Origin of the sequence: Microbacterium algeriense (assembly GCF_008868005.1) — a bacterium.
Lineage (GTDB): Bacteria > Actinomycetota > Actinomycetes > Actinomycetales > Microbacteriaceae > Microbacterium > Microbacterium algeriense.
Map to the genome: position 1 here is coordinate 152,241 of NZ_WAAO01000003.1, position 23,785 is coordinate 176,025.

At 69.3% G+C, this 23,785-nt stretch carries 31 protein-coding genes and 1 tRNA gene; 8 read left to right on the top strand and 24 right to left on the bottom strand.

The window, feature by feature from the left end; all coding sequences use genetic code 11:
• Window positions 1–8: 8 nt before the first annotated feature.
• From F6A08_RS14470 to coaA, 6 genes are all read right to left on the bottom strand, one after another.
• Window positions 9–818, bottom strand: a complete 810-nt coding sequence (locus F6A08_RS14470) for a response regulator transcription factor (protein ID WP_017203692.1) — start codon at window positions 816–818, stop codon at window positions 9–11.
• On the bottom strand, window positions 815–1,297 hold the full coding sequence (gene tsaE, locus F6A08_RS14475; RefSeq protein WP_124894951.1) for a tRNA (adenosine(37)-N6)-threonylcarbamoyltransferase complex ATPase subunit type 1 TsaE: 483 nt from the start codon (window positions 1,295–1,297) through the stop codon (window positions 815–817). Before tsaE ends, F6A08_RS14470 begins: the two co-directional genes overlap by 4 nt.
• Window positions 1,294–2,400: an alanine racemase gene (alr, locus tag F6A08_RS14480; RefSeq protein WP_151459825.1), complete on the bottom strand. Its 1,107-nt coding sequence runs from the start codon at window positions 2,398–2,400 to the stop codon at window positions 1,294–1,296. The genes tsaE and alr overlap by 4 nt, the downstream gene beginning before the upstream one ends.
• Complete coding sequence (locus F6A08_RS14485; protein ID WP_017203695.1) at window positions 2,397–2,756, bottom strand: holo-ACP synthase; 360 nt, start codon at window positions 2,754–2,756, stop codon at window positions 2,397–2,399. The genes alr and F6A08_RS14485 overlap by 4 nt, the downstream gene beginning before the upstream one ends.
• A gap of 93 nt (window positions 2,757–2,849) precedes the next feature.
• Window positions 2,850–4,697 carry a glutamine--fructose-6-phosphate transaminase (isomerizing) gene (glmS, locus tag F6A08_RS14490; RefSeq protein WP_026049914.1) on the bottom strand — a complete coding sequence of 616 codons (1,848 nt, stop codon included), beginning with the start codon at window positions 4,695–4,697 and terminating at the stop codon, window positions 2,850–2,852.
• A 60-nt stretch (window positions 4,698–4,757) separates the two neighbouring features.
• A complete protein-coding gene (gene coaA / locus F6A08_RS14495) occupies window positions 4,758–5,711 on the bottom strand; it encodes a type I pantothenate kinase (RefSeq protein WP_017203697.1) in 954 nt (317 codons plus the stop codon).
• Between the two features lie 28 nt (window positions 5,712–5,739).
• Between coaA and F6A08_RS14500 the strand changes: the two genes are divergently transcribed.
• On the top strand, window positions 5,740–6,684 hold the full coding sequence (locus F6A08_RS14500) for a Ppx/GppA phosphatase family protein (RefSeq protein ID WP_124894950.1): 945 nt from the start codon (window positions 5,740–5,742) through the stop codon (window positions 6,682–6,684).
• Window positions 6,685–6,850: 166 nt separating this feature from the next.
• Window positions 6,851–7,780 carry a helix-turn-helix domain-containing protein gene (locus F6A08_RS14505; protein ID WP_151459826.1) on the top strand — a complete coding sequence of 310 codons (930 nt, stop codon included), beginning with the start codon at window positions 6,851–6,853 and terminating at the stop codon, window positions 7,778–7,780.
• Between the two features lie 34 nt (window positions 7,781–7,814).
• Here F6A08_RS14505 and glmM read toward each other — a convergent pair whose 3' ends face one another.
• From glmM to F6A08_RS14540, 7 genes are all read right to left on the bottom strand, one after another.
• Window positions 7,815–9,173 carry a phosphoglucosamine mutase gene (glmM, locus tag F6A08_RS14510; protein ID WP_017203700.1) on the bottom strand — a complete coding sequence of 453 codons (1,359 nt, stop codon included), beginning with the start codon at window positions 9,171–9,173 and terminating at the stop codon, window positions 7,815–7,817.
• 14 nt (window positions 9,174–9,187) lie between these two features.
• Window positions 9,188–9,673, bottom strand: a complete 486-nt coding sequence (gene rpsI, locus F6A08_RS14515; RefSeq protein WP_151459827.1) for a 30S ribosomal protein S9 — start codon at window positions 9,671–9,673, stop codon at window positions 9,188–9,190.
• Between the two features lie 26 nt (window positions 9,674–9,699).
• Window positions 9,700–10,146 carry a 50S ribosomal protein L13 gene (gene rplM, locus F6A08_RS14520; protein ID WP_017203702.1) on the bottom strand — a complete coding sequence of 149 codons (447 nt, stop codon included), beginning with the start codon at window positions 10,144–10,146 and terminating at the stop codon, window positions 9,700–9,702.
• A gap of 212 nt (window positions 10,147–10,358) precedes the next feature.
• Window positions 10,359–11,027 (bottom strand): endonuclease/exonuclease/phosphatase family protein, encoded by a 669-nt coding sequence (locus tag F6A08_RS14525; protein ID WP_124896804.1) that lies wholly within the window; start codon window positions 11,025–11,027, stop codon window positions 10,359–10,361.
• Between the two features lie 64 nt (window positions 11,028–11,091).
• Window positions 11,092–11,943, bottom strand: coding sequence for a tRNA pseudouridine(38-40) synthase TruA (gene truA, locus F6A08_RS14530; RefSeq protein WP_151459828.1), 852 nt, complete (start codon window positions 11,941–11,943; stop codon window positions 11,092–11,094).
• 40 nt (window positions 11,944–11,983) lie between these two features.
• Window positions 11,984–13,522 carry an APC family permease gene (locus tag F6A08_RS14535; protein WP_151459829.1) on the bottom strand — a complete coding sequence of 513 codons (1,539 nt, stop codon included), beginning with the start codon at window positions 13,520–13,522 and terminating at the stop codon, window positions 11,984–11,986.
• A 99-nt stretch (window positions 13,523–13,621) separates the two neighbouring features.
• The gene (locus tag F6A08_RS14540; protein ID WP_017203705.1) at window positions 13,622–13,987 is read right to left on the bottom strand and encodes a winged helix-turn-helix transcriptional regulator; all 366 of its coding nucleotides are present in this window, start codon (window positions 13,985–13,987) and stop codon (window positions 13,622–13,624) included.
• 94 nt (window positions 13,988–14,081) lie between these two features.
• Here F6A08_RS14540 and F6A08_RS14545 point away from each other — a divergent pair, with 94 nt between their 5' ends.
• Window positions 14,082–14,927 carry an SDR family oxidoreductase gene (locus tag F6A08_RS14545; RefSeq protein ID WP_124894947.1) on the top strand — a complete coding sequence of 282 codons (846 nt, stop codon included), beginning with the start codon at window positions 14,082–14,084 and terminating at the stop codon, window positions 14,925–14,927.
• Between the two features lie 55 nt (window positions 14,928–14,982).
• Here the strand turns inward: F6A08_RS14545 and F6A08_RS14550 are convergent, their stop codons facing one another.
• The 9 genes from F6A08_RS14550 to F6A08_RS14590 form a co-directional block, all read right to left on the bottom strand.
• Window positions 14,983–15,339, bottom strand: a complete 357-nt coding sequence (locus tag F6A08_RS14550) for a hypothetical protein (protein ID WP_151459830.1) — start codon at window positions 15,337–15,339, stop codon at window positions 14,983–14,985.
• Window positions 15,336–15,959, bottom strand: a complete 624-nt coding sequence (locus F6A08_RS14555) for an Asp23/Gls24 family envelope stress response protein (protein WP_151459831.1) — start codon at window positions 15,957–15,959, stop codon at window positions 15,336–15,338. The genes F6A08_RS14550 and F6A08_RS14555 overlap by 4 nt, the downstream gene beginning before the upstream one ends.
• Complete coding sequence (locus tag F6A08_RS14560) at window positions 15,956–16,522, bottom strand: RNA polymerase sigma factor (RefSeq protein ID WP_017203708.1); 567 nt, start codon at window positions 16,520–16,522, stop codon at window positions 15,956–15,958. The genes F6A08_RS14555 and F6A08_RS14560 overlap by 4 nt, the downstream gene beginning before the upstream one ends.
• Window positions 16,523–16,645: 123 nt before the next feature.
• Window positions 16,646–16,819: a CsbD family protein gene (locus F6A08_RS14565; protein ID WP_017203709.1), complete on the bottom strand. Its 174-nt coding sequence runs from the start codon at window positions 16,817–16,819 to the stop codon at window positions 16,646–16,648.
• An 83-nt stretch (window positions 16,820–16,902) separates the two neighbouring features.
• Complete coding sequence (locus F6A08_RS14570) at window positions 16,903–17,520, bottom strand: hypothetical protein (protein ID WP_151459832.1); 618 nt, start codon at window positions 17,518–17,520, stop codon at window positions 16,903–16,905.
• Complete coding sequence (locus tag F6A08_RS14575) at window positions 17,517–18,083, bottom strand: hypothetical protein (protein ID WP_151459833.1); 567 nt, start codon at window positions 18,081–18,083, stop codon at window positions 17,517–17,519. The genes F6A08_RS14570 and F6A08_RS14575 overlap by 4 nt, the downstream gene beginning before the upstream one ends.
• Window positions 18,080–18,427 (bottom strand): hypothetical protein, encoded by a 348-nt coding sequence (locus F6A08_RS14580; protein ID WP_151459834.1) that lies wholly within the window; start codon window positions 18,425–18,427, stop codon window positions 18,080–18,082. Before F6A08_RS14580 ends, F6A08_RS14575 begins: the two co-directional genes overlap by 4 nt.
• Window positions 18,424–18,615, bottom strand: a complete 192-nt coding sequence (locus tag F6A08_RS14585) for a DUF2273 domain-containing protein (RefSeq protein WP_017203713.1) — start codon at window positions 18,613–18,615, stop codon at window positions 18,424–18,426. The genes F6A08_RS14580 and F6A08_RS14585 overlap by 4 nt, the downstream gene beginning before the upstream one ends.
• On the bottom strand, window positions 18,612–19,055 hold the full coding sequence (locus tag F6A08_RS14590; protein ID WP_083513060.1) for an Asp23/Gls24 family envelope stress response protein: 444 nt from the start codon (window positions 19,053–19,055) through the stop codon (window positions 18,612–18,614). The genes F6A08_RS14585 and F6A08_RS14590 overlap by 4 nt, the downstream gene beginning before the upstream one ends.
• A 177-nt stretch (window positions 19,056–19,232) precedes the next feature.
• On the opposite strand from F6A08_RS14590, the gene F6A08_RS14595 reads away from it, so the two are divergent.
• Both F6A08_RS14595 and F6A08_RS14600 read left to right on the top strand, forming a co-directional pair.
• A complete protein-coding gene (locus F6A08_RS14595) occupies window positions 19,233–19,841 on the top strand; it encodes a TetR/AcrR family transcriptional regulator (protein WP_151459836.1) in 609 nt (202 codons plus the stop codon).
• On the top strand, window positions 19,841–21,499 hold the full coding sequence (locus tag F6A08_RS14600; RefSeq protein WP_124894939.1) for an MDR family MFS transporter: 1,659 nt from the start codon (window positions 19,841–19,843) through the stop codon (window positions 21,497–21,499). The genes F6A08_RS14595 and F6A08_RS14600 overlap by 1 nt, the downstream gene beginning before the upstream one ends.
• 15 nt (window positions 21,500–21,514) lie before the next feature.
• Here the strand turns inward: F6A08_RS14600 and F6A08_RS17700 are convergent, their stop codons facing one another.
• Window positions 21,515–21,676, bottom strand: a complete 162-nt coding sequence (locus tag F6A08_RS17700) for a hypothetical protein (RefSeq protein ID WP_017203718.1) — start codon at window positions 21,674–21,676, stop codon at window positions 21,515–21,517.
• A gap of 158 nt (window positions 21,677–21,834) precedes the next feature.
• On the opposite strand from F6A08_RS17700, the gene F6A08_RS14605 reads away from it, so the two are divergent.
• Window positions 21,835–22,143 carry a hypothetical protein gene (locus F6A08_RS14605; RefSeq protein WP_017203719.1) on the top strand — a complete coding sequence of 103 codons (309 nt, stop codon included), beginning with the start codon at window positions 21,835–21,837 and terminating at the stop codon, window positions 22,141–22,143.
• A gap of 74 nt (window positions 22,144–22,217) precedes the next feature.
• Window positions 22,218–23,039, top strand: a complete 822-nt coding sequence (locus F6A08_RS14610) for a CPBP family intramembrane glutamic endopeptidase (protein WP_124894938.1) — start codon at window positions 22,218–22,220, stop codon at window positions 23,037–23,039.
• 43 nt (window positions 23,040–23,082) lie between these two features.
• Here the strand turns inward: F6A08_RS14610 and F6A08_RS14615 are convergent.
• Window positions 23,083–23,181: transfer RNA gene (locus F6A08_RS14615), tRNA-Met, on the bottom strand.
• A gap of 9 nt (window positions 23,182–23,190) precedes the next feature.
• Here F6A08_RS14615 and F6A08_RS14620 point away from each other — a divergent pair.
• Window positions 23,191–23,727 (top strand): hypothetical protein, encoded by a 537-nt coding sequence (locus F6A08_RS14620; protein ID WP_124894937.1) that lies wholly within the window; start codon window positions 23,191–23,193, stop codon window positions 23,725–23,727.
• Window positions 23,728–23,785: the final 58 nt, after the last annotated feature.

Genomic DNA, 23,785 nt, shown 5'->3' on the forward strand with positions numbered 1-23,785 from the left:
CGCCCCGGTCAGCTCGGTTCGTCTGCGGTCGGCGTGAGACGGTAGCCGACGCCACGGACGGTCTCGATGTAGCGCGGCTGCGCCGACCGGTCTCCGAGCTTGCGGCGCAGATTGGCGATGTGCGTCTCGATCGCGCGCTTGTCCGGTTCGCTCACGTAGTCGTTCGCGCCGGCCGGCGAACCGCGGAGACCGCGCGCCAGCTCCGCTTTGCTGCACACCCTCTGCTTCGCCTCGAGGAGGGCCGCGAGCAGGTCGAACTCGGTGGGTGTGAGGTCGACCCGCTTCTGCGCGACCAGCACCAGGCGCGTGTCGAGGTCGAGACTGAGGTCCCGATGGACTCTGCCCCGCCAGGTCAGCACGGTCGCCCCGTCCGTCGCCGTCGGCGCCTCCACCTCTGCGGCGGGGCGTGCCGTCGCGGAGGTCCGGGCGTCCGGGAGACGCGGACGCCGCAGCAGCGCCTCGATGCGGGCTCGCAGCTCCCGCGGGCGGAACGGCTTGACGAGGTACTCGTCCGCCCCGGAGGTGAGACCGAGGACCACATCCGATTCCTCGGCGAGGGCGGAGAGCATGATGACGAACGTGTCGCTGATCCGGCGGATGCGCCGGGCGACCTCGAAGCCGTCGATGCCGGGAAGGTTGATGTCGAGTGTCGTGATGATCGGGCGGTGGGCCGTGATCGCCGCAAGCCCCTCCGGGCCGGAGCCGGCGAGGTGCACCTCGAACCCCGCCGCGAGGAACACCTCCTCCAGCAACGAACGCACGCCGGCGTCGTCCTCGATGATCACCGCGACCAGGGGGCGGGGGTCGGGGGCGCTCACGAGATCCGCTCGTTCGCGATCGTCACGATCCGGGGGGCGTCCGCGTCGAGTTCAGACGGGTCGTCGTCCGTGACTCCGACCGGGCGTTCGAGCTCGATGTCCCACCACGAGTCCGCCAGCTCCTCCGCCATGCCGCGCCCCCATTCGATCACGACGACCGACCGCTCGAGGTCGAGGTCGAGGTCGTCCAGCTCCGCCGCGGAGCCGAGCCGGTACGCGTCGACGTGCACCAGCGGCGCGCGGCCGACCAGGGACGGGTGGGTGCGGGCGATCACGAACGTCGGGCTCTGCACGGGTCCGCGCACTCCGAGTCCTTCCGCGAGGCCCCGGGTGAAGGTCGTCTTCCCCGCGCCGAGGGGTCCGGTGAGGATGAGCAGGTCTCCGGGCTCCAGCTGCTCGCCGATCCGGAAGCCGAGCTGCTCCATCGCCTCCGCGGTCGCGACCTCCCGGCGACCGAGGAATGCCGGGTCGACGCTCATGACGTCCGCCGCGGCACGCGCGGTCCGATGCGCGTGACGATCTCGTAGTCGATGGTGCCGGCGGCAGTCGCCCAGTCCGCGGCCGAGGGCACTCCCAGCGTCGGATCCCCGAACAGCACCACCTCGTCGCCGATGGAGACGGGGGCGTCGCCGACGTCGACGACGAACTGGTCCATCGCGATCCGCCCGACGTTCGCATACCGCCGCCCGCCGATCGACACGGGGAGCCGCCCGGAGGCGTTCCGGGGGATCCCGTCTGCGTACCCGAGGGGAACCAGCGCCAGCGTCGTGTCGCGCTCCGTGCGGTGGTCGTAGCCGTAGGAGACGCCCGTCCCCGCGGGCACCCTCCGGACGGCCGCGACGGCACCGCGGAGCGTCATCGCCGGTCGCAGGCCCAGGTCGGACGAGGTGCGGTCTTCGAACGGCGACAGTCCGTAGAGGCCGATGCCGATCCGGACGGCGTCGAGGCGCATCTCCGGCAGGTCGATCGCGGCCGCCGTGGCCGCGATGTGGCGGATCTCCGGACGGATTCCGAACGTGGCGGCGGTCGCCACCGCTTCGTCGAACTTCGCCAGTGCCGCGCGGTCGTCCTCGGCGGAGGTGTTCGAGAGGTGGCTGAACAGGCCGACGACGCGGAGACGTCCGATGCGCTCGAGTCGCGCGGCCTCGGCCAGCACACGACCCCAGTCCTCCGGAGCGAGGCCGTTCCGCGAGAGCCCGGTCTCGAATTTGAGGTGCACGGCGACGGGACGGGCGACGGAGGCCGCCGCCGCAGCCGCCGCGAGCTGGTCGAAGGAGGAGATCCCGACCTCGATGTCCTGCGCTGCCGCCTGTTCGAACCGTTCCCCCGGCGCATGCAGCCAGGCCATGATGGGCGCGTGCACGCCCTGGCGGCGCAGTTCCAGCGCCTCGGGGATCTCGGCCACCCCGAGTCGCGTCGCACCGCCGGAGAGCGCCGCCACCGCGGCGGCCGCCGCGCCGTGACCGTAGGCGTTCGCCTTCACGACGGCGATGACCTCGACGCCGGTGAGCCGACGGAAGTGGCGCACGTTGTCGGCGATGGCATCGAGGTCGATGGTCGCCTCGCGGAACGGGACGGTCACAGGGGGTCTCCTTCGGCGACGACGAACGCAGCGGCCAGGCCGGCATCGTGGGTGAGGGTCAGGTGCAGCGTGCGGATCCCGCGCTCTTCGACGACCGCGGCCGTCGATCCGGACAGCACGAAGTGCGGTCGACCCGAGGCTTCGGAGGCGATCTCGATCTCGATCCAGTGCACTCCGTCGGAGCCGCCCAGCGCCTTGATCAGCGCTTCCTTGGCGGCGTAGCGTGCCGCGAGCGAGGGAAGACGCAGCTCGCGTTCCGCCGGGGCGAAGAGCCGCTCGCGCAGGCGAGGAGTCCTGGCCATCGTGCGCTCGAACCGCGGGATGTCCACGAGGTCGATGCCGGTGCCGATGATCACCCGCCCAGCCTACCCGCGGCCCCTTCTCCCCCGCCCGTGCCCCCGCCCGCGCGCGCCCGTCCTTCGTCCGCGGGGAGCGCGCACGGAGCGCGGTTACTCGACCGTGACGGACTTCGCGAGGTTGCGCGGCTGATCGACGTCGAGGCCCTTCGCCGTGGCGAGCGCCATCGCGAAGATCTGCAGCGGCACGACCGCGAGCAGCGGCTCGAACATCGCGCCGGCGAGCGGGATGTGGATGACCTCGTCGGCGAACGGCAGCACGGCGGCGTCTCCGACCTCGGCGATCACGATCACGCGGGCACCGCGTGCGCGGATCTCCTGGATGTTGGAGACGACCTTGGAGTGCACCAGTGCGGAGTGGCGCGGCGACGGGACCAGCACGAACACCGGCTGGCCCGGCTCGATCAGGGCGATCGGTCCGTGCTTGAGCTCGCCCGCGGCGAAGCCCTCGGCGTGGATGTAGGAGATCTCCTTGAGCTTGAGCGCACCCTCGAGCGCGATCGGGTAGCCGACGTGACGGCCGAGGAACAGCACGGACCGGGTGTCCGCCATCCATCCGGCGAGCTGCGTCACGTGCTCTTGCTCACCCTCGAGCACCGACGCGATCTTCTCCGGGAGCGCGGCGAGTTCGGCCACGTCGACCGACGCATCGGCGACGGCACCGCGCACACGGCCCATGTGGAGGCCGAGCAGCAGCAGCGCGGTGATCTGCGCCGAGAAGGCCTTCGTCGATGCGACGGCGACCTCGGGTCCGGCGTGCGTGTAGACCACGGCGTCCGATTCGCGCGGGATGGTCGCGCCCTGGGTGTTGCAGATCGAGAGGGTGCGCGCGCCGCGCTCCCTGGCGTACTTCACGGCCATGAGCGTGTCCATGGTCTCGCCGGACTGGCTGATCGACACGACGAGGGTGTCGGCGCCGATCACCGGGTCGCGGTAGCGGAACTCGTGCGCGAGCTCGACATCCACCGCGACACGCGCCCACTGCTCGATGGCGTACTTGCCGACCAGGGCTGCATACGACGCGGTGCCGCACGCGGTGATGATCACGCGGTTGATGCCGAGGAACAGCTCATCGAGGCCGTCCAGCTCGGGGATGACCACCTGGCCGTCCTGGATGCGTCCGCGGATCGTGTTGGCGACGGCCTCGGGCTGCTCGGCGACCTCCTTGGCCATGAAGCTCGACCAGCCGCCCTTCTCTGCGGCGGCGGCATCCCAGGACACGTCGAACGGCTCGGGCTGGACCGGCGTGCCGGCGAAGTCGACGACCGTGACCGCGTCGGGAGTGATCGAGACGATCTGGTCCTGACCGATCGCGAGCGCCTTGCGGGTGTGCTCGATGAAGGCGGCGACGTCGGAGCCGAGGAAGTTCTCCCCTTCGCCGAGGCCGATCACGAGCGGGGAGTTGCGGCGCGCGCCGACGACGAGTCCTGGGTGGTCCTGGTGCATGGCGAGCAGGGTGAATGCCCCCTCGAGGCGGTTCACGACCGAGCGGAACGCGAGCTCGAGGTCGCCTCCGTTGCCGGCGTACTCGCGACCGAGCAGGGCCGCGGCGACCTCGGTGTCGGTCTCGCTGCGGAACACGACGCCGTCGGCGAGCAGCTCCTCGCGCAGCGCCGAGAAGTTCTCGATGATGCCGTTGTGGATGAGGGCGAGCTTGTCGTCGTCGGCGAGGTGCGGGTGCGCGTTGACGTCGGTGGGGCCGCCGTGGGTCGCCCAGCGGGTGTGGCCGATGCCGGTGGAGCCGTCGGGGAGGGGGGCGTCGGCGAGGGAGTCGCGCAGCACGGCGAGCTTTCCGGCTTTCTTCCGCATGCCGAGCGAGCCGTCGCCGTCGATGACCGCGACGCCCGCGGAGTCGTATCCGCGGTATTCGAGGCGGGCGAGCCCCGCGAGAAGGATGTCCTGGCTGGGGCGCGGGCCCACGTATCCGACGATTCCACACATGGGAACAAGAGTAAGACGGGATTTTTGCGAGTCGTCCGTACATTCACCCCGGCCGGACGGTCAGAGCTTGCGGAGCAGCACGCTCTCGACGTCGTGGTCCGGCCCCTTGCGCAGGACGAGCCGTGCACGATGCCGTGTCGGCATCACGTTCTCGACGAGGTTGGGCATGTTGATCTCGTTCCAGTACCCGAGGGCCGTGGTGATCGCCTCCTCATCCGTCAGGTGGGCGAACACATTGAAGTACGACGACGGGTTGCTGAAGGCCGCCTGGCGGAGAGCGAGGAATCGGTCGACGTACCACTTCTCGATGTGGGCGGTCTCGGCATCCACGAAGATCGAGAAGTCGAACAGGTCGCTCACGGCGACGTCGTTCGGCGCGGGCGGCGGCTGCAGGACGTTCAGCCCCTCGACGATCACGACGTCGGGGCGACGCACGACGACGTTCGCATCGGGGACGATGTCATAGCGCATGTGGGAGTAGAACGGCGCACGCACCTCGGTCGCGCCGCTCTTGACCTCGGTGAGGAACTCGATCAGCGCGCGCCGGTCGTACGACTCGGGGAAGCCCTTGCGGTCCATGATCCCGCGACGCTCGAGCTCGGCATTGGGGTAGAGGAAGCCGTCGGTGGTGACGAGCTCGACCCGGGGCGTCCCGGGCCAGCGGCTCATGAGCTCGCGCAGCAGGCGGGCGATGGTCGACTTGCCCACAGCCACGGAGCCGGCGACGCCGACCACGAACGGCGTGGTGGTGTCGTCCTCCTGCAGGAACGCCGAGGTCGCGGCGCCGAGGCGCTTGGTCGCGGTCGCGTAGAGGCTGAGCAGGCGGCTGAGCGGGAGGTACACCTCGCGCACCTCGGTCAGATCGAGGCGGTCGCCGATGCCGCGCAGCTCGACCACCTCGGTCTCGGTCAGCGGCTGATCGAGCCCTGCCGCGAGCCTGGCCCACTCCGCCCGCCCGATCTCGCGGTACGGCGACAGCGGCAGCGTGGGGTCGGCGGTGGTCACGGGATACATCGTATCCGGGCGCGAGTAGTCTCTTCCCGTGCGCCTGGGAGTTCTCGACATCGGATCCAACACCGTCCACATGCTGGCAGCCGACGTCCGCCCCGGCGGGAGGCCCCTGGCGACGACGAGCGACCGGTCGGTGCTGCGCCTGATGCGCTACCTCACGCCGGACGGCGCGATCTCGGAGGAGGGCGTGGTCGCACTCGAGGCTGCGGTCGTCCAGGCGCGTCGCGTGGCCGAGAGCGAGCGCGTGGATGCGCTGCTGGCCACCGCGACGAGCGCCGTCCGTGACGCGCGAAACGGCGCCGAGGTCATCGCGCGCATCGAAGCCGCTCTCGGGCAGCCGCTGCAGGTCCTCGACGGCGAGACCGAGGCGGAGCTGACCTTCCTGGCGGTGCGCCGCTGGTTCGGCTGGTCGGCGGGGCAGATCCTGCTCCTGGACATCGGCGGCGGCTCTCTGGAGATCGCGGCCGGAGCCGAGGAGCTGCCGGACGCCGCGGCCTCGGTCCCGCTGGGCGCTGGGCGCATGACCGTGCAGTTCCTGCCGGACGATCCGCCGGGCGAGGAGGGGGTGGAGCGGCTGCGCGCGCACGCGGAGCAGACGCTCGCACCGGTGCTGCCGCAGTTCCTGGCCCTCCCCCGGCCCGACCATGTCGTGGGGTCGTCCAAGGCCATCCGATCCCTCGCTCGACTGGTGGGCTATCCCGCGCCCGGGTGGTCGGGAAGCGAGCGGATGCTGCTCCCCCGCGCCTCGCTCGGCTCCTGGATCCCCCGGCTGGCGCGCCTGCCCGCCACGGCCAGGCAGGAGCTCCCCGGGATCACTCCGGACCGGACGTTCCAGATCGTGGCCGCGGCCGTCTCCCTGCACGCCGCGATGACCGCGCTCCGACTCGACGAGCTGGAGGTCTCGCCGTGGGCGCTGCGCGAGGGCGTGCTGCTGCGGTACATCGAGCAGCTGAGTTGGAGCGACACGGCGCGCTGAACCGCGCGACACCGACGCGGATGCCCTGTTGCCCGCTGGTGCGGACTCGGTATCCTCTGACGAAGCGCGCACCTCCCCTCGCGGTCGGCGGCGGGGAGGCACGAGCTCGGCGAGCACCGGCCTCACGGTCGGCGCCGTCCCACGGTCATCGGCGTCGGGGGGTGCTGTGAGTCCAGGCGAGGTACGGCGGATCGGCGCGGAGGAGTTGATCTCGCACGGTGTCCGCACGATCGACGACCGGGCACCGCTGCGGGCGACGGAGCGCACGCCCGGTCCGGTGATCCTGCTGTCGATGCAGGGCCGTTCCACCGAGTTCGCCATCGACACCGCCAGCGCCCACCCCGATCACTCCGTCTTCGCGTTCGTCGACACCGCCGAACTGTCGATGAAGCCCTCGGACGGACCCTGGATGCCGGTGGAGAGCGGGCTCGTGGTCGCGCCGCCCGGCGTCACCCATCACGTGCGGTGCGAGGGGCCGTGGCACATCACCGCGGCGTACGTCCGGCGGCCGGCTCTCGGCGCGTTCGTGACGGGGGTGCCGGACGACGCGAGGAGTCTGGGCGAGCGACGACCGCTCGACCTGGCCATGCAGGCGTTCATCGAGCAGATCCTCGCCACCGACGAGGAGGCGACGGCGATCGAGCGGTACGCGATCGAGCATCTGATCGTGGAGATGAGCGGCGCCATCCTCCTCGACAGGGTCGGCGCCGAGTCCTCTCAGCGCTCTCCGCGGGCCACGCTGCGCGACAGGGCGGTCGCGGTCATCGCCCAGCAGTGCGGCGATCCGGGGCTCACGCCGGCGGTGGTCGCTCGTGAGGTGCAGTGCTCTCTGCGGCAGCTGCAGCTCGTGTTCGCCGAGGTGGAGAACAGCGTCGCCGGAGAGATCCGCCATCAGCGGGCGCGGCTCGCCCGCTCGCTGCTGCTCGACAGCGCTCACGACCAGCTGAGCATCGAGCAGATCTCGCAGCGTGCGGGTTTCCACTCGCCGATGAGTCTCCGCCGCGCACTCGACGAGGACTACGGCACGACGCCGCGGGCGCTGCGCACGCAGCGGGACACCGGTCAGCACGCCGCACGCGAGACGGCCGGCCGCTGAGGTCAGCGGCCGGCCGTCTGCGAAAGCGCTGCGGTCAGAGCGAGAGCCGCTCCTGGACGACCTCGGCGAGGCGTCCCGCGTAGGCGTGCACCGACTCCGCGTCGGCGGCTTCCACCATGACGCGCACCAGCGGTTCCGTCCCGGACTTGCGCAGGAGGACGCGCCCGGTGTCGCCGAGCTCGGTCTCGATGTCGCGCACGGCCTGCTGGACGACCTCGTCGTCCGAGACGCGGTCCTTGTCGACGTCGCGCACGTTGATGAGGACCTGCGGATAGACGGTCATGATCGAGGCCAGTTCGGCGATCGACTTGTTCTGCCGTGCCATCTCGGCCACCAGGTGCAGACCGGTGAGGATGCCGTCGCCCGTGGTCGCGTATTCGCTCATGATCACGTGGCCGGACTGCTCACCGCCCAGCGCGTAGCCGCCCTCGTTCATGTCCTCGAGCACGTAGCGGTCGCCCACGGCGGTCTGCCGGACGGTGATGCCGTGCTCGCGCATCGCGACGTGCAGGCCGAGGTTGCTCATCACGGTCGCGACGAGGGTGTCGTCCGTGAGGCGACCGCGCTCCTTCATCGACACCGCGAGGATCGCCATGATCTGATCGCCGTCGATGACGTTGCCCTGCGCGTCCACCGCGAGGCAGCGGTCGGCGTCGCCGTCATGGGCGATGCCGATGTCTGCGCCCAGGCGGACGACGGCTTCGGCGAGGTTGTCGAGGTGGGTCGAGCCGACGCCGTCGTTGATGTTCCAGCCGTCGGGGTCGGCACCGATCACGGTGACCTCGGCCCCGGCGTCGCGGAACGTCTCGGGCGAGACACCGGATGCGGCACCGTGCGCGCAGTCGAGCACCACGTGGATGCCCTCGAGACGGTTCGGCAGCGAGCCGAGCAGGTGGACGACGTAGCGGTCCTCCGCGTCGGAGAAGCGGTCGATGCGGCCGACCCCGGCGCCGGTGGGGCGCAGCATCTCCCCGTTCATGGCCTCTTCGATGCGCTGCTCGACCACATCGGGCAGCTTGCGGCCTCCGCGGGCGAAGATCTTGATGCCGTTGTCGGGCGCCGCGTTATGCGACGCGGAGATCATCACGCCGAAGTCGGCGTCGCGGTCGGCGACGAGGAATGCGAGCGCGGGCGTCGGGATGACACCGGCCTCGAGCACGTCGACACCCGAGGACGCGAGTCCCGCGGCGACGGCAGCGGTGAGGAAGTGTCCCGAGACCCGGGGGTCGCGGGCGACAACTGCGGTGAGTCGCTTGCCTTCGGCCTTGCGAGCCTCCGCAGTACGGCCCTGGCCCAGGACGACAGCTGTCGCCTGGGCCAGGGTGAGCGCCAGGTCGGCGGTGAGGATGCCATTGGCGAGTCCTCGCACGCCGTCCGTGCCAAAGATCGGCATCGGAGCAGTGGACCTTAACGCTTCGAGTACTGAGGCGCCTTACGTGCCTTCTTGAGTCCGGCCTTCTTGCGCTCCTTGACGCGAGCGTCACGGGAGAGGAAGCCGGCCTTCTTGAGGGTCGAACGGTTGTTCTCCGCGTCGATCTCGTTCAGCGCACGAGCGATGCCGAGACGCAGCGCACCGGCCTGGCCGGAGTCGCCGCCGCCCGAGATGCGGGCGATGACGTCGTACGCGCCGGCGAGGTTCAGCGCCGTGAACGGGTCGTTGATCAGCTGCTGGTGCAGCTTGTTCGGGAAGTAGTCCTCGAGCGTACGGCCGTTGACCGTGATGGTGCCCGAGCCGGGGATGAGGCGCACGCGGGCGATGGCCTGCTTGCGACGTCCCACAGCGGCACCGGGGACGCTCAGCACGGGGCGGGGAGCCGCCTCGACCGTTTCGGTCTCCGGAGTCGAGGTCGAGAAGCTCTGGGGGGTTTCGGTGGTGTCCTGGATGTCAGCCACGAGTATGTCCTTAGTCTTTACGGCGCTTACTGGGCGACCTGGTCGAGGGTGTACGGCTGGGGCTGCTGCGCGGCGTGCGGGTGCTCTCCACCGACGTACACCTTGAGCTTGGACAGCTGCTGGCGGCCGAGGCTGTTCTTGGGGAGCATGCCACGGATGGCCTTCTCGACAGCGCGGACCGGGTTCTTCTCGAGAAGCTCGGCGTAGGTGACCGACTTCAGGCCGCCCGGGTAACCGGAGTGGCGGTAGGCCAGCTTCTTCTGGAGCTTCTGACCGGTGAGCGCGACCTTGTCGGCGTTCACGATGATGACGAAGTCACCCGAGTCGATGTGGTTGGCGAAGGTCGGCTTGTGCTTGCCACGCAGGAGCGTAGCGGCGTGCGAAGCCAGACGGCCGAGAACGACGTCGGTGGCGTCGATGACGACCCAATCGCGCTGGACTTCGCCAGCCTTGGGGGTGTAAGTGCGCGTCACGATAGTGCTGCTTTCTTGTGTCGAACGGAGAGGTTCGTGAATCCCACTCCGGGGTGGTTCGTCATCTCTGGCTCATCGAGCCTGTCGAGATGGGAACACGCCAGTGGAGGGCTCACGTTCGGACGATGCCCCTTCTCCGCGGACGGGGAAAGGCACCAAAGGGAAATCATACGCCACGCGGGCCGTATGCCCAAACCCACCGCCGAACGGGGTCAGTCGGGCTTGACCGTCACGAGGATCGGGCGGTGGTCGCTCAGTCCCTGCGGAAGGGTCGTGATGCGCTCGATCTCGAAGCCGGAGGAGGTCGCGAAGTCGTAGTGGCCGCGGAACACCCGGTACCGCGTGTACGTGTGGTCGTCGCTGAGGGACAGCGCGTAACCGTGGTCGCGCACCGCCTGCCCGAGACTCTCCTTGAACACCGGGTAGTTGTAGTCGCCGACCATGAGCTGCGGCAGCCCGTCGCCGAGCGTTGCGAGCTCCGTGAGAGCGGCGCGGATCTGGTGGCGGCGCAGCGAGTTCAGGGCCGTGAGCGGGGCGGCGTGGAAGGACGCGACGATGAAGTCCTGACCGTCATCGATGTCGCGGAGCCTCGCCCCCAGCACGCGCTCGTGCGCCGGCTTCGCGATGCGGTCATGCAGCGACTTCTTCAGCCCCAGTGTGCGGATGGCCTGGAGATGGAAGGTGCTCGCCCGATAGAACAGCGCCAGTCCCAGACGGTTGCCCTGGGTCGCATCCGCGAGCACCAGGTCGCCGATCTCCGGGGGCAGCGCCGGGACGTCGCACTCCTGCAGGCAGAGGATGTCCGGATCATGCTCGCCGACGAGGGCCGCGAGCTCACTTGCCGCGCGGTGCTTCTGGAGGTTGTAGGAGATGACCTTCATGACCGTGCCCACGCTACTCGCCTCGGCTGTGGCAGGGCTCCGTATCGGCGCGCGCGCCGCAGGCTCAGTCGCCCGCGGCGGCGTCGCGCCGGGCTCGGGTCTGCTCGGCTCGTGCCGACAGCAGATCGTCAGTCGGATAGCCGACCTCGGTGAGGGTCAGGCCCCGCGCCGGCAGCACCTTGAACTCGCTCGTCCGCGTCAGGGCGTCCCGCAGCACGGCGAGGTCGTCGACGTCGAGGCGCCCCTCGCCGACGGCCGCACAGGCGCCGACGAGCGCGCGCACCATGCTGTGACAGAAGGCGTCGGCCTTGACCTCGGCGACGAGCACCCCGTCGGCATCGCGTGCCCAGCGGTAGTCGAGCAGCGTGCGGATCGTCGTCGCCTCCGGGCGCGGCTTGCAGTAGGCGGCGAAGTCATGCAGACCGATGAGCGTGCGGGCGGCGGCGTCCATCGCCGCATCGTCCAGGCGTCCGCGGATGCTGGTCGTGTCGAGCCGGCGCAGCGGGTCGTAGCCGGACTGCTCGTCGGCCAGGCGGTAGCGATATCGCCGCCACACCGCCGAGAACCGGGCGTCGAATCCGTCGGGGGCGATCGACGAGCGGAAGACGGTCACATCGGAGTACGCGCCGAGCACGCCGCGCAGGCGTCCGGCGATGGTGCCGGCCGGGTCCTGTGGGGCGCGTCCGTGCCTGGCCTCGATCCGCGACCACTGCCTCTCGTCGAGGTCGACGTGCGCCACCTGGCCGCTGGCATGCACGCCGGCGTCCGTGCGACCGGCCACCACGAACTGCACGTCGGAGCCGACGATGCGAGCCAGCGCAGCCTCGAGGGTCCCCTGGACCGTGCGGGGCGTCGGCTGCTTCGCCCACCCGCGGAAGTGGGTGCCGTCGTAGGCGATGTCGAGCCGGATGCGCACGAAGCAAGCCTAGGACAACGCCCTCTGCCGTCCGGTCGGGTCAGATCCCGCCGTCGATCGAGCGGATCGTCACGGCGGGCTCGTCCGGCACCATCACCTCGGTGTCGCGGTTCAGGCTCTCGCCGCGGAAGAACCGCTTCGACCGCGGGAAGAGGTACCAGAGGAACATCAGCACGAGACCGAACGCCAGCGAGCCGACGCCGATCACGAACGTGCCGCCGATGCCGAACAGCACCGTGTAGCCGTAGTCCACATCCCACATGTCGATCGCGGACTGGATGAAGGCTCCCGTGAGCATGATTCCGCCCAGCAGCGGGAACAGCCCCTTGAAGAAGAAGTCGCGCGCCGAGGACGTGAGGTCCCTGCGGAAGTACCAGACGCACGCGAAACCGGTGATGGCGTAGTAGAAGGCGATCGCGAGACCGAGGGACAGGATCGAGTCCTGCAGGATGTTGTCGCTGATCAGGGTCATGCCGACGTAGTACGCGGAGGCGACCACGCCCATCACGATCGTGGAGAACGACGGCGTCTTGTAGACCGGGTGCACATCCTTGAACTTCGCCGGGAGCGCCCGGTAGACGCCCATCGCCAGGGTTCCCCGGGCCGTGGGCAGGATGGTCGTCTGGGTCGACGAGATCGCGGAGATGATGACGGAGACCACGAGCACCCAGCCGAACGGGCCGAGCAGGCCGTCCTTGATCGCGAGGAAGAAGTCGTCGGCGTTGGCCTCGTTGCCCAGCCCCGTGCCGTCCTCGCCCAGCCCGGCGTACATCATCGCGGCGATCGTCACGGCGACGTAGGTGACCAGCAGGATGACCGTGGTCAGCAGCGCAGCGCGTCCAGGGATCCGCTTGGGGTCCTTGGTCTCCTCGTTCAGCGCGAGGCAGGTGTCCCAGCCCCAGTAGATGAAGAGGGCGAGGAGGATCGCCTCCGTGAAGCCGGACCAGTCCGTGAAAGCGAACGGGTTCATCCACTCCCAGTCGAACGCGGTGGCGCCGGGGGCCGTGCCGGCGAAGAACTGCCACAGCGCCGCGACGATGAAGATCGCCAGCGCGAGGTACTGGATCGCGAGCAGGACGTTCTGGATGCGTTCGCCGATCTCGACGCCTCGCCAGCTGACCCAGGTCATGGCAGCGATGAAGATCACGGCGACCACGACGACGCGCCAGTCGTTGTTCTCCAGGTCCTGGCCGATCAGCGACCAGAAGTAGACGGACGCGATCTGGGCGAGGTTCGCGAGGACGACCATCCCCGCGACGGCAACGCCCCACCCGCCCATCCAGCCGACCCAGGGCCCGAACGCCTTGGTGCCCCACGTGAAGGTGGTGCCGCAGTCGGGGACGGCGTTGTTGAGCTCGCGATACGCGAACGCGATCAGGAGCATCGGGACGAAAGCGATGATGAAGGCGATGGGCGCCTGCGCACCCACGGCCAGCACCACGAAGCCGAGCGTCGCGACGAGCGAATAGACCGGAGCGGTCGAAGCGAGACCGATGACGGTGGATCCCCACAGACCGAGGGTTCCTGCCGCCAGTCCCTTGCCGTCGGGTCGTTCAAGGTGAATGGGCGTCGTAGCCATGTCTCAGACAGTAGGGGTGCCACCGTTATCGCGTCAAGACTTTCTTTCTGCGACGAATTGCGTAGGTCCTTGCGCGAGTTCGCAAAGGAATCCGTACTTTCAGGACCGCTCGAGCATCCCGTCGGCGTGATCGGCGACCCACTGCATCAACGGCAGCATGCGCTCCATCAGATCGCGACCCAGCGGCGTCAGGCTGTACTCCACGTGCGGGGGCACGGTCGGCAGGGATTCCCGGTGCACCAGCCCATCGTCGGCGAGGGTGCGCAGCGTCGAGGCCAGCATCTTCTCGCTGATGCCGTCGACCTCCCGCCGCAGCTCTCCCCAGCGACGGGTGCCGTCGGAGAGACACGACAGCACGAGCACGCCCCACTTGCTCATGATGTGGTCGAGCACCACCCGGGTGCCGCAGTTCTTGTCGAACGCGAACGGCGTGGTCTCTTTGATCTGCGCAAAACTCACCGACATGTAGGTACCTTACGTCAAAGTGGGTACCCCGCAGACGGAATGGTCACCAGGGCGAGAGCGGTTGTCGAGGAGGTCACCTACGAAAGGACCCCTCATGACCATCCTCGTCACCGGCGCGACCGGCAACCTCGGCCGTCTGATCATCGCCGCCCTGCAGGAGCGCGGTGCGGACCCGCAGTCGATCGTCGCGGGCGCCCGCGACACCGCGAAGGCTGCGGAGCTGGGTGTCCGCGCCGTCCACCTCGACTACACCGATCCCGCCTCGATCGCGACCGCGCTCGACGGCATCGACACCGTCGTGCTCGTCTCCGGCTCCGAGGTCGGCCAGCGCGTCGCGCAGCACAGGGCGGTCATCGAGGCGGCGAAGGACGCCGGTGTCGCGAAGTTCATCTACACCAGCGCCCCCAAGGCCACCACCAGCGATCTCGTCCTGGCTCCCGAGCACAAGGCGACCGAGGAGCTCATCGCCGCGGCCGGGCTCCCCGCGGTGATCCTCCGCAACAACTGGTACACCGAGAACTACGCCGCCGACCTCGCCCGCGCGGCCGAGACGGGTGTGCTCGCCGCGGGTGCCGGCGAGGGGCGGGTCGCCTCGGCGAGCCGCAAGGACTTCGCCGAGGCGGCAGCGGTCGTGGCACTCGAAGACGGCCACATCGGCCAGGTCTACGAGCTGGGTGGCGACGTGGCGTGGACCTACAGCGACCTCGCCGCCGCGTTCTCGGAGATCACCGGACGCCCCGTCTCATATCGAGCCCTCAGCGTGGACGAGCAGCTGGCCGCCCTGCGCGAGGCCGGCCTGGACGAGGGGACGGCGGGCTTCGTGGCCGCCTTGGACGCGGGCATCCGCGACGGCGCGCTCGCCGACACCGACGGCACCCTGTCGCGTCTGATCGGCCGCCCGACCACGCCGCTCGTCGACGGCCTGCGCGCGGCGCTCTGACCGGCGAGCGGAGCGCGTGCCGTCCGCTGCACGGACGACACGCGCTCCGCGCCGGTCAGACCACCGGTTCCGGCGCCGCCGCGTGGACGTGCACAACCGTGAGCGTCAGGCTCTCCCGCCGCACGCCCTGCCTCTCGAGCACGGCATCGACGGCCGCGCGCACGGCGCGAAGCGTGTCCCCGGACCTGGTGTGCGACTCGACGCCGATCGAGGCCTCCACCGCGACGCCGACCTCCGTCTCGGCCACCGACACGAGCGGCTCGTCCTCCGGACGGACGCCCAGCGCGGCAGCACCGGCTCGCAGCAGATGCGAGATCACGGAGGCGGAGCGGTACACGGCGCTGACACCGGCGGTCGCCCGCACCGCGCCCTCGATCTCGGCGGCGAGCACCGCCTGCTCCGTGGTGGTCATGGCTTCTCCTCCGTCCACGTCGGCACCTCCCGGATATCGCGGATCGCGATGTCGATGGCGGTCACGTTCAGCTCCGTGTGCGTGCGCAGGGCGCGATCGACCTCGTCCCGCAGACGGTCGGCCACCGCCGGGATCGACTGGCCGTGCACGGCACTCGCATCGATCTCGATGCGGATCGGAGCGCCGGCCGCCGTCACATCGCCGGTGAATCGGCAGCGCCCGATCAGCAGCCCGGGCACGGCGGCCTCGGCCGCGCGGATCAGGCCGCGCACCGCACCCTCGGTGATCCCGAGGTCCGTGTCCGGCTCCTCCGACGCGAAGGGGATGCGCCGTCCTGCCCTGGCGTCCATCGCGATGCCGCTGAGGACGCGCTCGACCCAGGTCGGATCGACCTCGGGTTCCGCCGCCGTTTCGGCGTCCAGCAGCTCCGAGCCGAGGCCGTGCAGCCTCTGCAGCGCGTCCAGGGCGAGCTGGCACCCCGGCGACTCCTCGATCGAGCGGTCGCGCGGCGTCCTCCCCGCATCCAGATAGTCGGCGAGCTCCTCGATCGTGTGCCCGTCCAGATCGGTGGGTTCCAGTCCGAGCCGGCGGATCTCCGGGACCTCCCTGTCGTCGGTCATCGCCACTCCTCCATCCGTACGATCATGTATTTCCGGGCCCGAGCGAGCAGTCCTCGCGCGGTCGAGACCGGGATGTCGAGCTCTTCCGCGATCTCCTCATAGGAGTAGCCGCCGATCTCCCGCAGGACCCAGCATTCGCGCTGGGCGTCCGGGAGTTCGCGCAGGGCTGCCCCCAGCGCAGCCACTCCCGCCCGCATCTCGACGACGGCCGACGGGGAGGTGTGCAGCGGGGCGGGGCGGTCGATGGAATCGATGTCCACCGCGGGGCGGAGGGCGCGGATCCGGTCCACCGCCTTGCGGCTCACGATCCGCATCAGCCAGCTCTTGACCTTCGAGAGGTCCTCGAGCTCGCCGAACCTCTGCCAGGCGGTGACGAACGACTCCTGCACGATGTCGTCCACATCCGCGGAGGAGTTGAGCATCCGCTGCGTGTACGCGCGCATCATGGGCGTGTACCTGCGCACGAGGACGGCGAACGCCTCGACGTCCCCGTCCGCCGCCCGCCCGGCGACGATGCGATCATCCGCGTGCTCGAGCGCTCTGCGAAAGCGTTCGTCTTCCATCTACCCCACTCCCCACTCGGATCCCCCACGAGATTCGGAACGCGAACGTCACCGGATCGGATCCTCTCCCACGGACCTTGGAAGGGGCGGGGAGAGACCCTTTCGGGCCTCTCCCCGCCGCCGTCACTTCTTGAACACGTCCTTGACGTTCTCGGCCGCGTCACGGACGTTCCCCTTGGCCTGCTCGGACTTGCCTTCGGCGACGAGCCGGTCGTCGCCGGTGACCTTGCCGACGGTCTCCTTCGCCTTGCCGGCGACCTTCTCCGCCGCAGCCTTGATCTTGTCTTCCGCACTCATGGCGTCTCCTTTCCTCTCCGACCACCGGATCTCGGGGCCGAGTCTTCTCGCACGATCACGCGTTCGTCCATCGGGATCACCCTTCACTCGACTCGCGTCGCCGTGCGGAACGAGTCCCGCCAACCTCGATCGGCGAGGTGCAGCAGGATCGGAACGCGGGATCCCAGAAGCTGATCCCACTCGCGGACAGCCGCCTGCGCCGCGGCGACCACCGCACCGAGCGGTGCTCCCGGCCGCACCGTCACCGCGAGTTCGATCGCGGGTGCGCGCCGGACGCGGTAGGCGCCTGCGCGCGCCGCGAGGACGTCCGGTCGGCGGCTCAAGGGCTCGGCGAGCACGGCGTCCGCCACGCTCCTGTCGACAGCGGTCCGTCCGCCGACTCCGTCGACCTCGAGGACCTCTCTGGTCCGTCCTCTCCCCCGGGTGCCGAGGAAGACCAGCAGCAGCACCGTGAGCAGGAGCGCCGTCCCCACGGCGATCAGCAGCAGCACGGACACCGGTCCGACCCCGGCGACGTCGACCGTCCACCGCGCGAGCGACGACCACACGTCGGTGATCACCCGCAGGGGCTCTCGCGTCCACACCGGCGGATCCCCACCCGCCAGGATGCCCGCCGCGAGCGCGACGATGCCCGCCGCGAGGAGGACGACGCCGGCCAGGAACAGCAGCACGCGATTCATCACCCGGTTCGTGGCGTTCATGCGACGACTCCCTCCGTCGAGACGACCACGCGCGTTGCCGACGAGAAGCCGACCTCCGCGAGGGTGTCGTGGACGGCCGATTCGGCCGCGGCCGGATCGACGGCCACACCGCTCGTCGGGACGATCCGCACGGTGACCGTGCGCCGCCCCATGGTGACGGACACCCGCCCGCGCTCAGCGCCGGTGCGCCGCGCGACCGCAGCAGCGACCGCGTCCGCGATCACGCCGTCGTCCACGAGCAGAGCCGTGCGATCGGCGATGCGGGCGCGGCGGGACCGCCGCCCCGGAAGCACGGCGAGTGCCAGGAGCAGGACCGCGAGGAGCACGAGCACCGCACCGACGGCGATCGCGGCAGCCGGCTGGGCCGCGAGCGCGGAAGCGCCGTCGAACCACCGGGCCGCCGATGCGCGGAATGCGGGATCCACCAGCCACCACACTCCTCCTGCGAGCCCGGCGAGCAGCACGACCGCGCCGACGGCGGCCACAGCCACGGCAGGCGCGGTGCGCGGGGAATGCGTCTCACGGCGGAGGACGCGACGGTAGGTCGCCTGCTCGTTCGTCATCTCACCCTCTTCTCTGTGTTCCGGCGGACGCCGGAGTATCGGACGTTCACAGTGCGGACCTCGCGGCCGGCGAGCCGTCGCATCCGGTCGATGAGCTCGGCCCGCAGGGCGTCACCCGTCTCGATCACGGTGGTACCTCGCGAGGACGCCATCGCGACCGGAACCGTGACGTCGATGCGCAGGGCGCCTCCGTCATCCGAGAGCTGCACGCGCACGTCTCTGGTCGACACCCGGGCGGCGTCGCGGGCGATGCCGAGGGCGAGCTGCTGCAGCGCGCGAGCCGTGAAGATCGTCGCCCCCACGACGACCTCCGCTGAGCGCTCACCCTCGGTCCCGCCGGTCATGACGACGAGCGCCGGCCGCGGAAGACCTCGGCGAGCGCCCGGACGTCGAGACGGCCGTCGATGATGCGGCCGACGACCGCGCCGATCAGCATGGCCAGCGCCACGAGCAGGAATGCCCAGAAACCCAGGGCGACCCAGGTCAACGCCAGAACCGCCGCGGCCGCCGCTCCGATCACCGACGCGTTCACTGGACTCGCGCCTCCTGTGCGCCGTCGCCCTCGTCGTCCGAGGGGATGTGCACGTCGTTGACGGTCACGTTGACCTCGGCGACGTCCATGCCGACGAGCTCGACCATCGCGCGGTGGATCGCCGTGCGCACGTCGTCGGCGACTTTCTGCAGCGAGACCGGGTACTCGGCGACGATGGTCACGTCGACCGCGACCTGCGTCTCTCCGACCTCGACGCTGATGCCCTGTGACAGGTCGGTCGTGTTGAGCGCGTCCCGGATCGCCCCGACCATGCGCGCGGCTCCCCCGCCGAGCGCGTAGACGCCGCTGACCTCACGGGCGGCGATGCCGGCGATCTTCGCCACCACCGCGTCCTCGATCGTGGTCTTGCCCGCAGCAGTCCCCGGCTGCGATGCGACGACCTGAGCCTTGGGCTGGGTGCCACCAGTCACGTTCGCCATCATGTGCTCCTTCATCCGTGTGTCCGCCTCCCGTGCGGAGAGCAGGTCGCGGTCCAGCGACACTCCTAGGACGGATGCCGGGTGGGGATCGTCACAGATTCGTCTGAATTTCTTCGCCGGTCGCCCCGTACGGACCTCACAGTGCACTCCAAGGTTAAGAGTGCAATATTGCACTCCATGAGCGACAGTGCAGAGTCCTTGCGGGAGCAGCGGAAGCGGGAGACGTCGCGGGCGCTGACCGACTCCGCCCGTCGACTGACCACGGAGCGAGGGTTCGCCGGGTTCACGATCGAGGAGCTGTGCGCGGAGGTCGGCGTCTCGCGGCGCACCTTCTTCAACTACTTCGAGAGCAAGGAGAACGCGGTCTTCGGATTCGCGACGGTCGATTCCCGCCAGGAGGAGCTCGAAGAGGAGTTCGCCGCGGCGCACGGAGACATCATCGAGGACTTCGTCCGGTTGACGGTGCGTCGCTTCGAGCTGTTCAACCCGGTCGACGACGCCCCGGCCCTGTTCGCCGTGATCGAGCACGAGCCGCGCCTGCTCAAGGCCGCGTTCGAGCAGATCGCGAAGAACGAACAGCGCGACAGGGACCTCATCCTCCGGCGTCTCGACGACGACGACGCCTCCCTCCGTGCGGAGGTCATCGTGCACACCGTCGGCGCCCTGGTGCGGATGAGCATGGATCAGCTCGTGCACCACCAGTCGACCGCATCCTTCGCCGACCTCATGACGAGGCGCCTCGTCCTCGTCCGCTCGCTCTACGCACCGTCACAGAAAGCCGACTGATGTCCACCACCGTCCACCAGGATGCGCCGTTCCTGCTCACGAAGCGCCGCATCTGGATCATCTTCAGCGCCCTCATCGCAGGCATGCTGCTGTCCAGCCTCGATCAGACCATCGTGTCGACCGCGATGCCGACGATCGTCGGCCAGCTGGGCGGCGTCGATCACCAGGTCTGGATCACCACCGCCTACCTGCTCGCCACGACCATCGTGATGCCCATCTACGGCAAGTTCGGCGACGTCCTGGGTCGGCGCAACCTCTTCCTGGTCGCGATCGCCCTGTTCACCCTGGCCTCGGTCGGCTGCGCGTTCGCCACCGACTTCTGGATGTTCGTCGTCTTCCGTGCCCTGCAGGGACTCGGCGGCGGCGGCCTGATGATCCTCTCGCAGGCGATCATCGCCGACATCGTCCCCGCCAACGAGCGCGGCAAGTACATGGGGCCGCTGGGCGCGGTCTTCGGTCTCTCCGCGGTCGCCGGCCCGCTGCTCGGCGGGTTCTTCGTCGATCACATGACCTGGCAGTGGGCGTTCTACATCAACATCCCCGTCGGGATCGCGGCGTTCATCATCGCGCTCGTCGCGCTGAAACTGCCCAGCAAGAAGGCCGAGAAGCCGATCGACATCTTCGGCGTCATCTTCCTCTCGATCGCCACGACCTGTCTGATCTTCTTCACCGACTTCGGCGGCGACGCCGAGTTCGGCTGGGACTCCCTCGCCACGTGGGCCTGGGGCGCTGGCCTCGTGGTCGCCGCGACGGCGTTCGTCATCACGGAGTCGCGCGTGCAGGATCCGATCATCCCGCTGAGCCTGTTCCGCAATCCGATCTTCGTCAACGCCACCGCCATCGGGCTCGTGCTCGGCATCGGGATGTTCGCCGCGATCGGGTTCGTGCCGACCTTCCTGCAGATGTCCTCCGGCACCTCCGCCGCCGCATCCGGACTTCTGATGATCCCGATGATGGTCGGTCTGATGGGAACGTCGATCTTCTCGGGCATCGCGATCTCGAAGACCGGAAGGTACAAGATCTACCCGATCCTGGGCACGATCATCACCGGCATCGCGATGGTGTCGATGACCACGCTGTCCGCCTCGACGCCGATCTGGCTGATCTGCACCTTCCTGTTCGTCTTCGGTGCGGGACTCGGCCTCATCATGCAGGTGGTCGTCCTCGTCGTGCAGAACGCCGTCCCGGCGGGCGAGCTCGGCACCGCGACCAGCACGAACAACTACTTCCGCGAGGTGGGAGCATCGCTCGGAACCGCCGTCTTCGGCACGATCTTCACCACCCGGCTCACCGAGAACCTGCGGGGTGTCTTCGCGGGCGCGGGAGCCTCTCCGGAGGACGCATCGGACGCGGCCTCCCGGATCGATCCGTCCACCCTGAGCGGGTTGCCGGATGAGGTGCGCGACGGCATCGTCACGGCCTATGCCGATGCCCTGGCGCCCGTGTTCTGGTACCTCGTGCCGTTCATCGTGCTCGCGCTCGTGCTCTCGCTCTTCCTGAAGCAGATCCCGCTGTCGGATCAGGCGGGGTTGGTCGCCCGCGGCGAGGCGATCAGCGGCGAGGAAGCCGAGCGCCTGGAGGCTGAGCAGCGCGGAACGGCGCGCGCCGGGCTCCCGCACGCAGACGCCGCACCGGAGGACCCGGCACGGCGCCTGTGACGCGATGACGCCCGCCTAGGGCAGGTCCGACACCTCGACGTCCTCGTCGTCCTCCTCGGCCGGAGACGACGAGGACTCGTCGACGTCGGGATCGGGGTCGGTCGTCGGGAAGTCGGGGTCGGCCCCGAGCGCTTCGACTTCGCCCCGGTCGTCCTGGTCTGCACTGGTGTCCGACATGTCAGCTCCGTTCTCTCGAGTGGGAGATCCAGTGTCCCCACTGCGGTGAACCGGCGGCATCCCCTTGACACCGCCCCGGATGTCCGCGGCGGTGTCAAGGGGATGTCGCTCCGTCCGCGCATCGCGCATCCTGCACTGTGGGGACAGTCAGGAGAATCATGGAGCCGATTGCAGACCCGCGGTTCGCCCTCGAACAGGTCAGCGCCACGGATTGGGCGGTCGTCGACCGGCATTATCCGGAGGGCGACCACCGACGAGTGGTGTGCCAGGTCTACGAAGACGCCCCCACCGAGGTCGAGGTGCTCTGGCGCCGTGACCTCCCGCTCGCGCTCCGATACTCCTCGGTGTCGGAGGTTCTCAGTGCGGTGCAGCGCTTCCACGACACGTCGCGCGCCACGCGTCCTATCCCGATCCCGCGGCTGCCCCCACCGGCTCGACGCGGCGGCGGGGGACGCGGGGCGCGCTGAACACACACCGGTGGACGCGACGGGCTCGGTGCGTCACACTGACCGAGAACGTGTCCCTCACTTCAGGAGTCACCATGACCACATCCCGCGCCGAGCACGCCTGGAAGCGCTTCTGGGAGAAGGGCGGGTGGTGGCGGGCCCTGGTCCTCGTCGTCGTGTACTTCGTGCTCTATCAGGCGCTCTCTCTCGCGTTCACGCCGCTCGCCACGCAGATCGACGATCCGAGCAGCGCCGCTGGCGTGCTGGTGTTCTACGTGCTCCCGATCCTCGTCGGCTGCCTGCTGGTCATCGGCTTTGCCGCATCCGTCGGCTGGCTCGGTGAACTCTTCTCGCGGCAGCCGATCACCGGGCGAGGGTGGATGTGGATCGCGGTCGCGGTCGTCCTCGTCTTCAACATCCTCCGCTTCGCATCGACCGACTACGCGGACATCGGGTTCGACGTCGTGGCGACCTGGCTGCTCGCCGGACTCCTCATCGGCTTCGCGGAGGAGGTCCTCACGCGCGGGCTCGTCGTCACGCTGCTTCGGAAGGCCGGCTACCGCGAGCTGATCGTGGCCGTCATCTCCGCCGCGGTGTTCGCCGGACTCCACGCGGGCAACCTGCTGAGCGGGCAGAACCTCGTCGCCACGCTGTTCCAGCTGGTGTACACCTTCGCCTTCGGCATCTGCATGTACCTCGCGATGCGCGTCACGGGAACGATCATCGCGCCGATCCTGCTACACGCCAGCACGGATCCGAGTATCTTCCTCCAGGTGGCGTATCCCGTCGAGGGACCCATCGCCGCGTTCGCCGCGTTCGGCAATCCGGCGGTGATCGTCACCGGCCTCGTGCTGCTCGTGTTCATCCGGGGGCGGGTCGGCGAACCGGCTCCGGAGGCTGCCGCCGTGTACCGCTGAGGCTGGAACGACAAAACCCCCGGCTTCACCGGGGGTTTTCGTCTGTAGCAGGAGCGGGGCTTGAACCCGCGACCTCACGATTATGAGTCGTGCGCCGTGGGACAGCGGACACTCGTCGGGTCACGTCCGAGCTGCGCTCTACGGTGGAGAAGTGACCTTCCGCCCCGCTGACCGCGTCTACGTCGACGAGTCGAAGGCCCGTGGGTACTACGTCGTTGCGACCGCGACCACAGTCGGTGACGTCCAGGCGTCCGAACGGGCGCTCCGTGATCTCCTCAAGCCGGGCCAGCGACGCATCCACTTCAAGAGTGAGAGCGACAGTCGACGCCGCCAGATCCTCTCGCGCATGTGCGCTCTCGAGGTTCGGGTGCTCGTGTGGGCTGTCAAACAGCGACCAGACAAGGAAGCGCGACCGCTGTCACTCGACGCCCTCGCTGAAGCGGCCGTCCGCGCAGGTGTGGCGCAACTGATCATCGAACGCGATGAGTCCCTCGAGCGCGCCGACCGCCGTCTGATCGCGGACACAATCCGCCGCGCTGGATCTTCGGAGATGCAGTACCGGCATGTCGCTCCGCACGAGCATCCGCTGCTCTGGGTGAGTGATGCCGTCGCCTGGTGTTACTCGAACGGGGGCGACTGGATCCGTCGCGTCGAAGCGCTCGTCGAATCCCGGGTCACTCGGCTGTAGAAACACGTGAGCCTGGCTCGTCATACCGTCCGGAAGACTGCCAGGCTCCGAGGGCTAC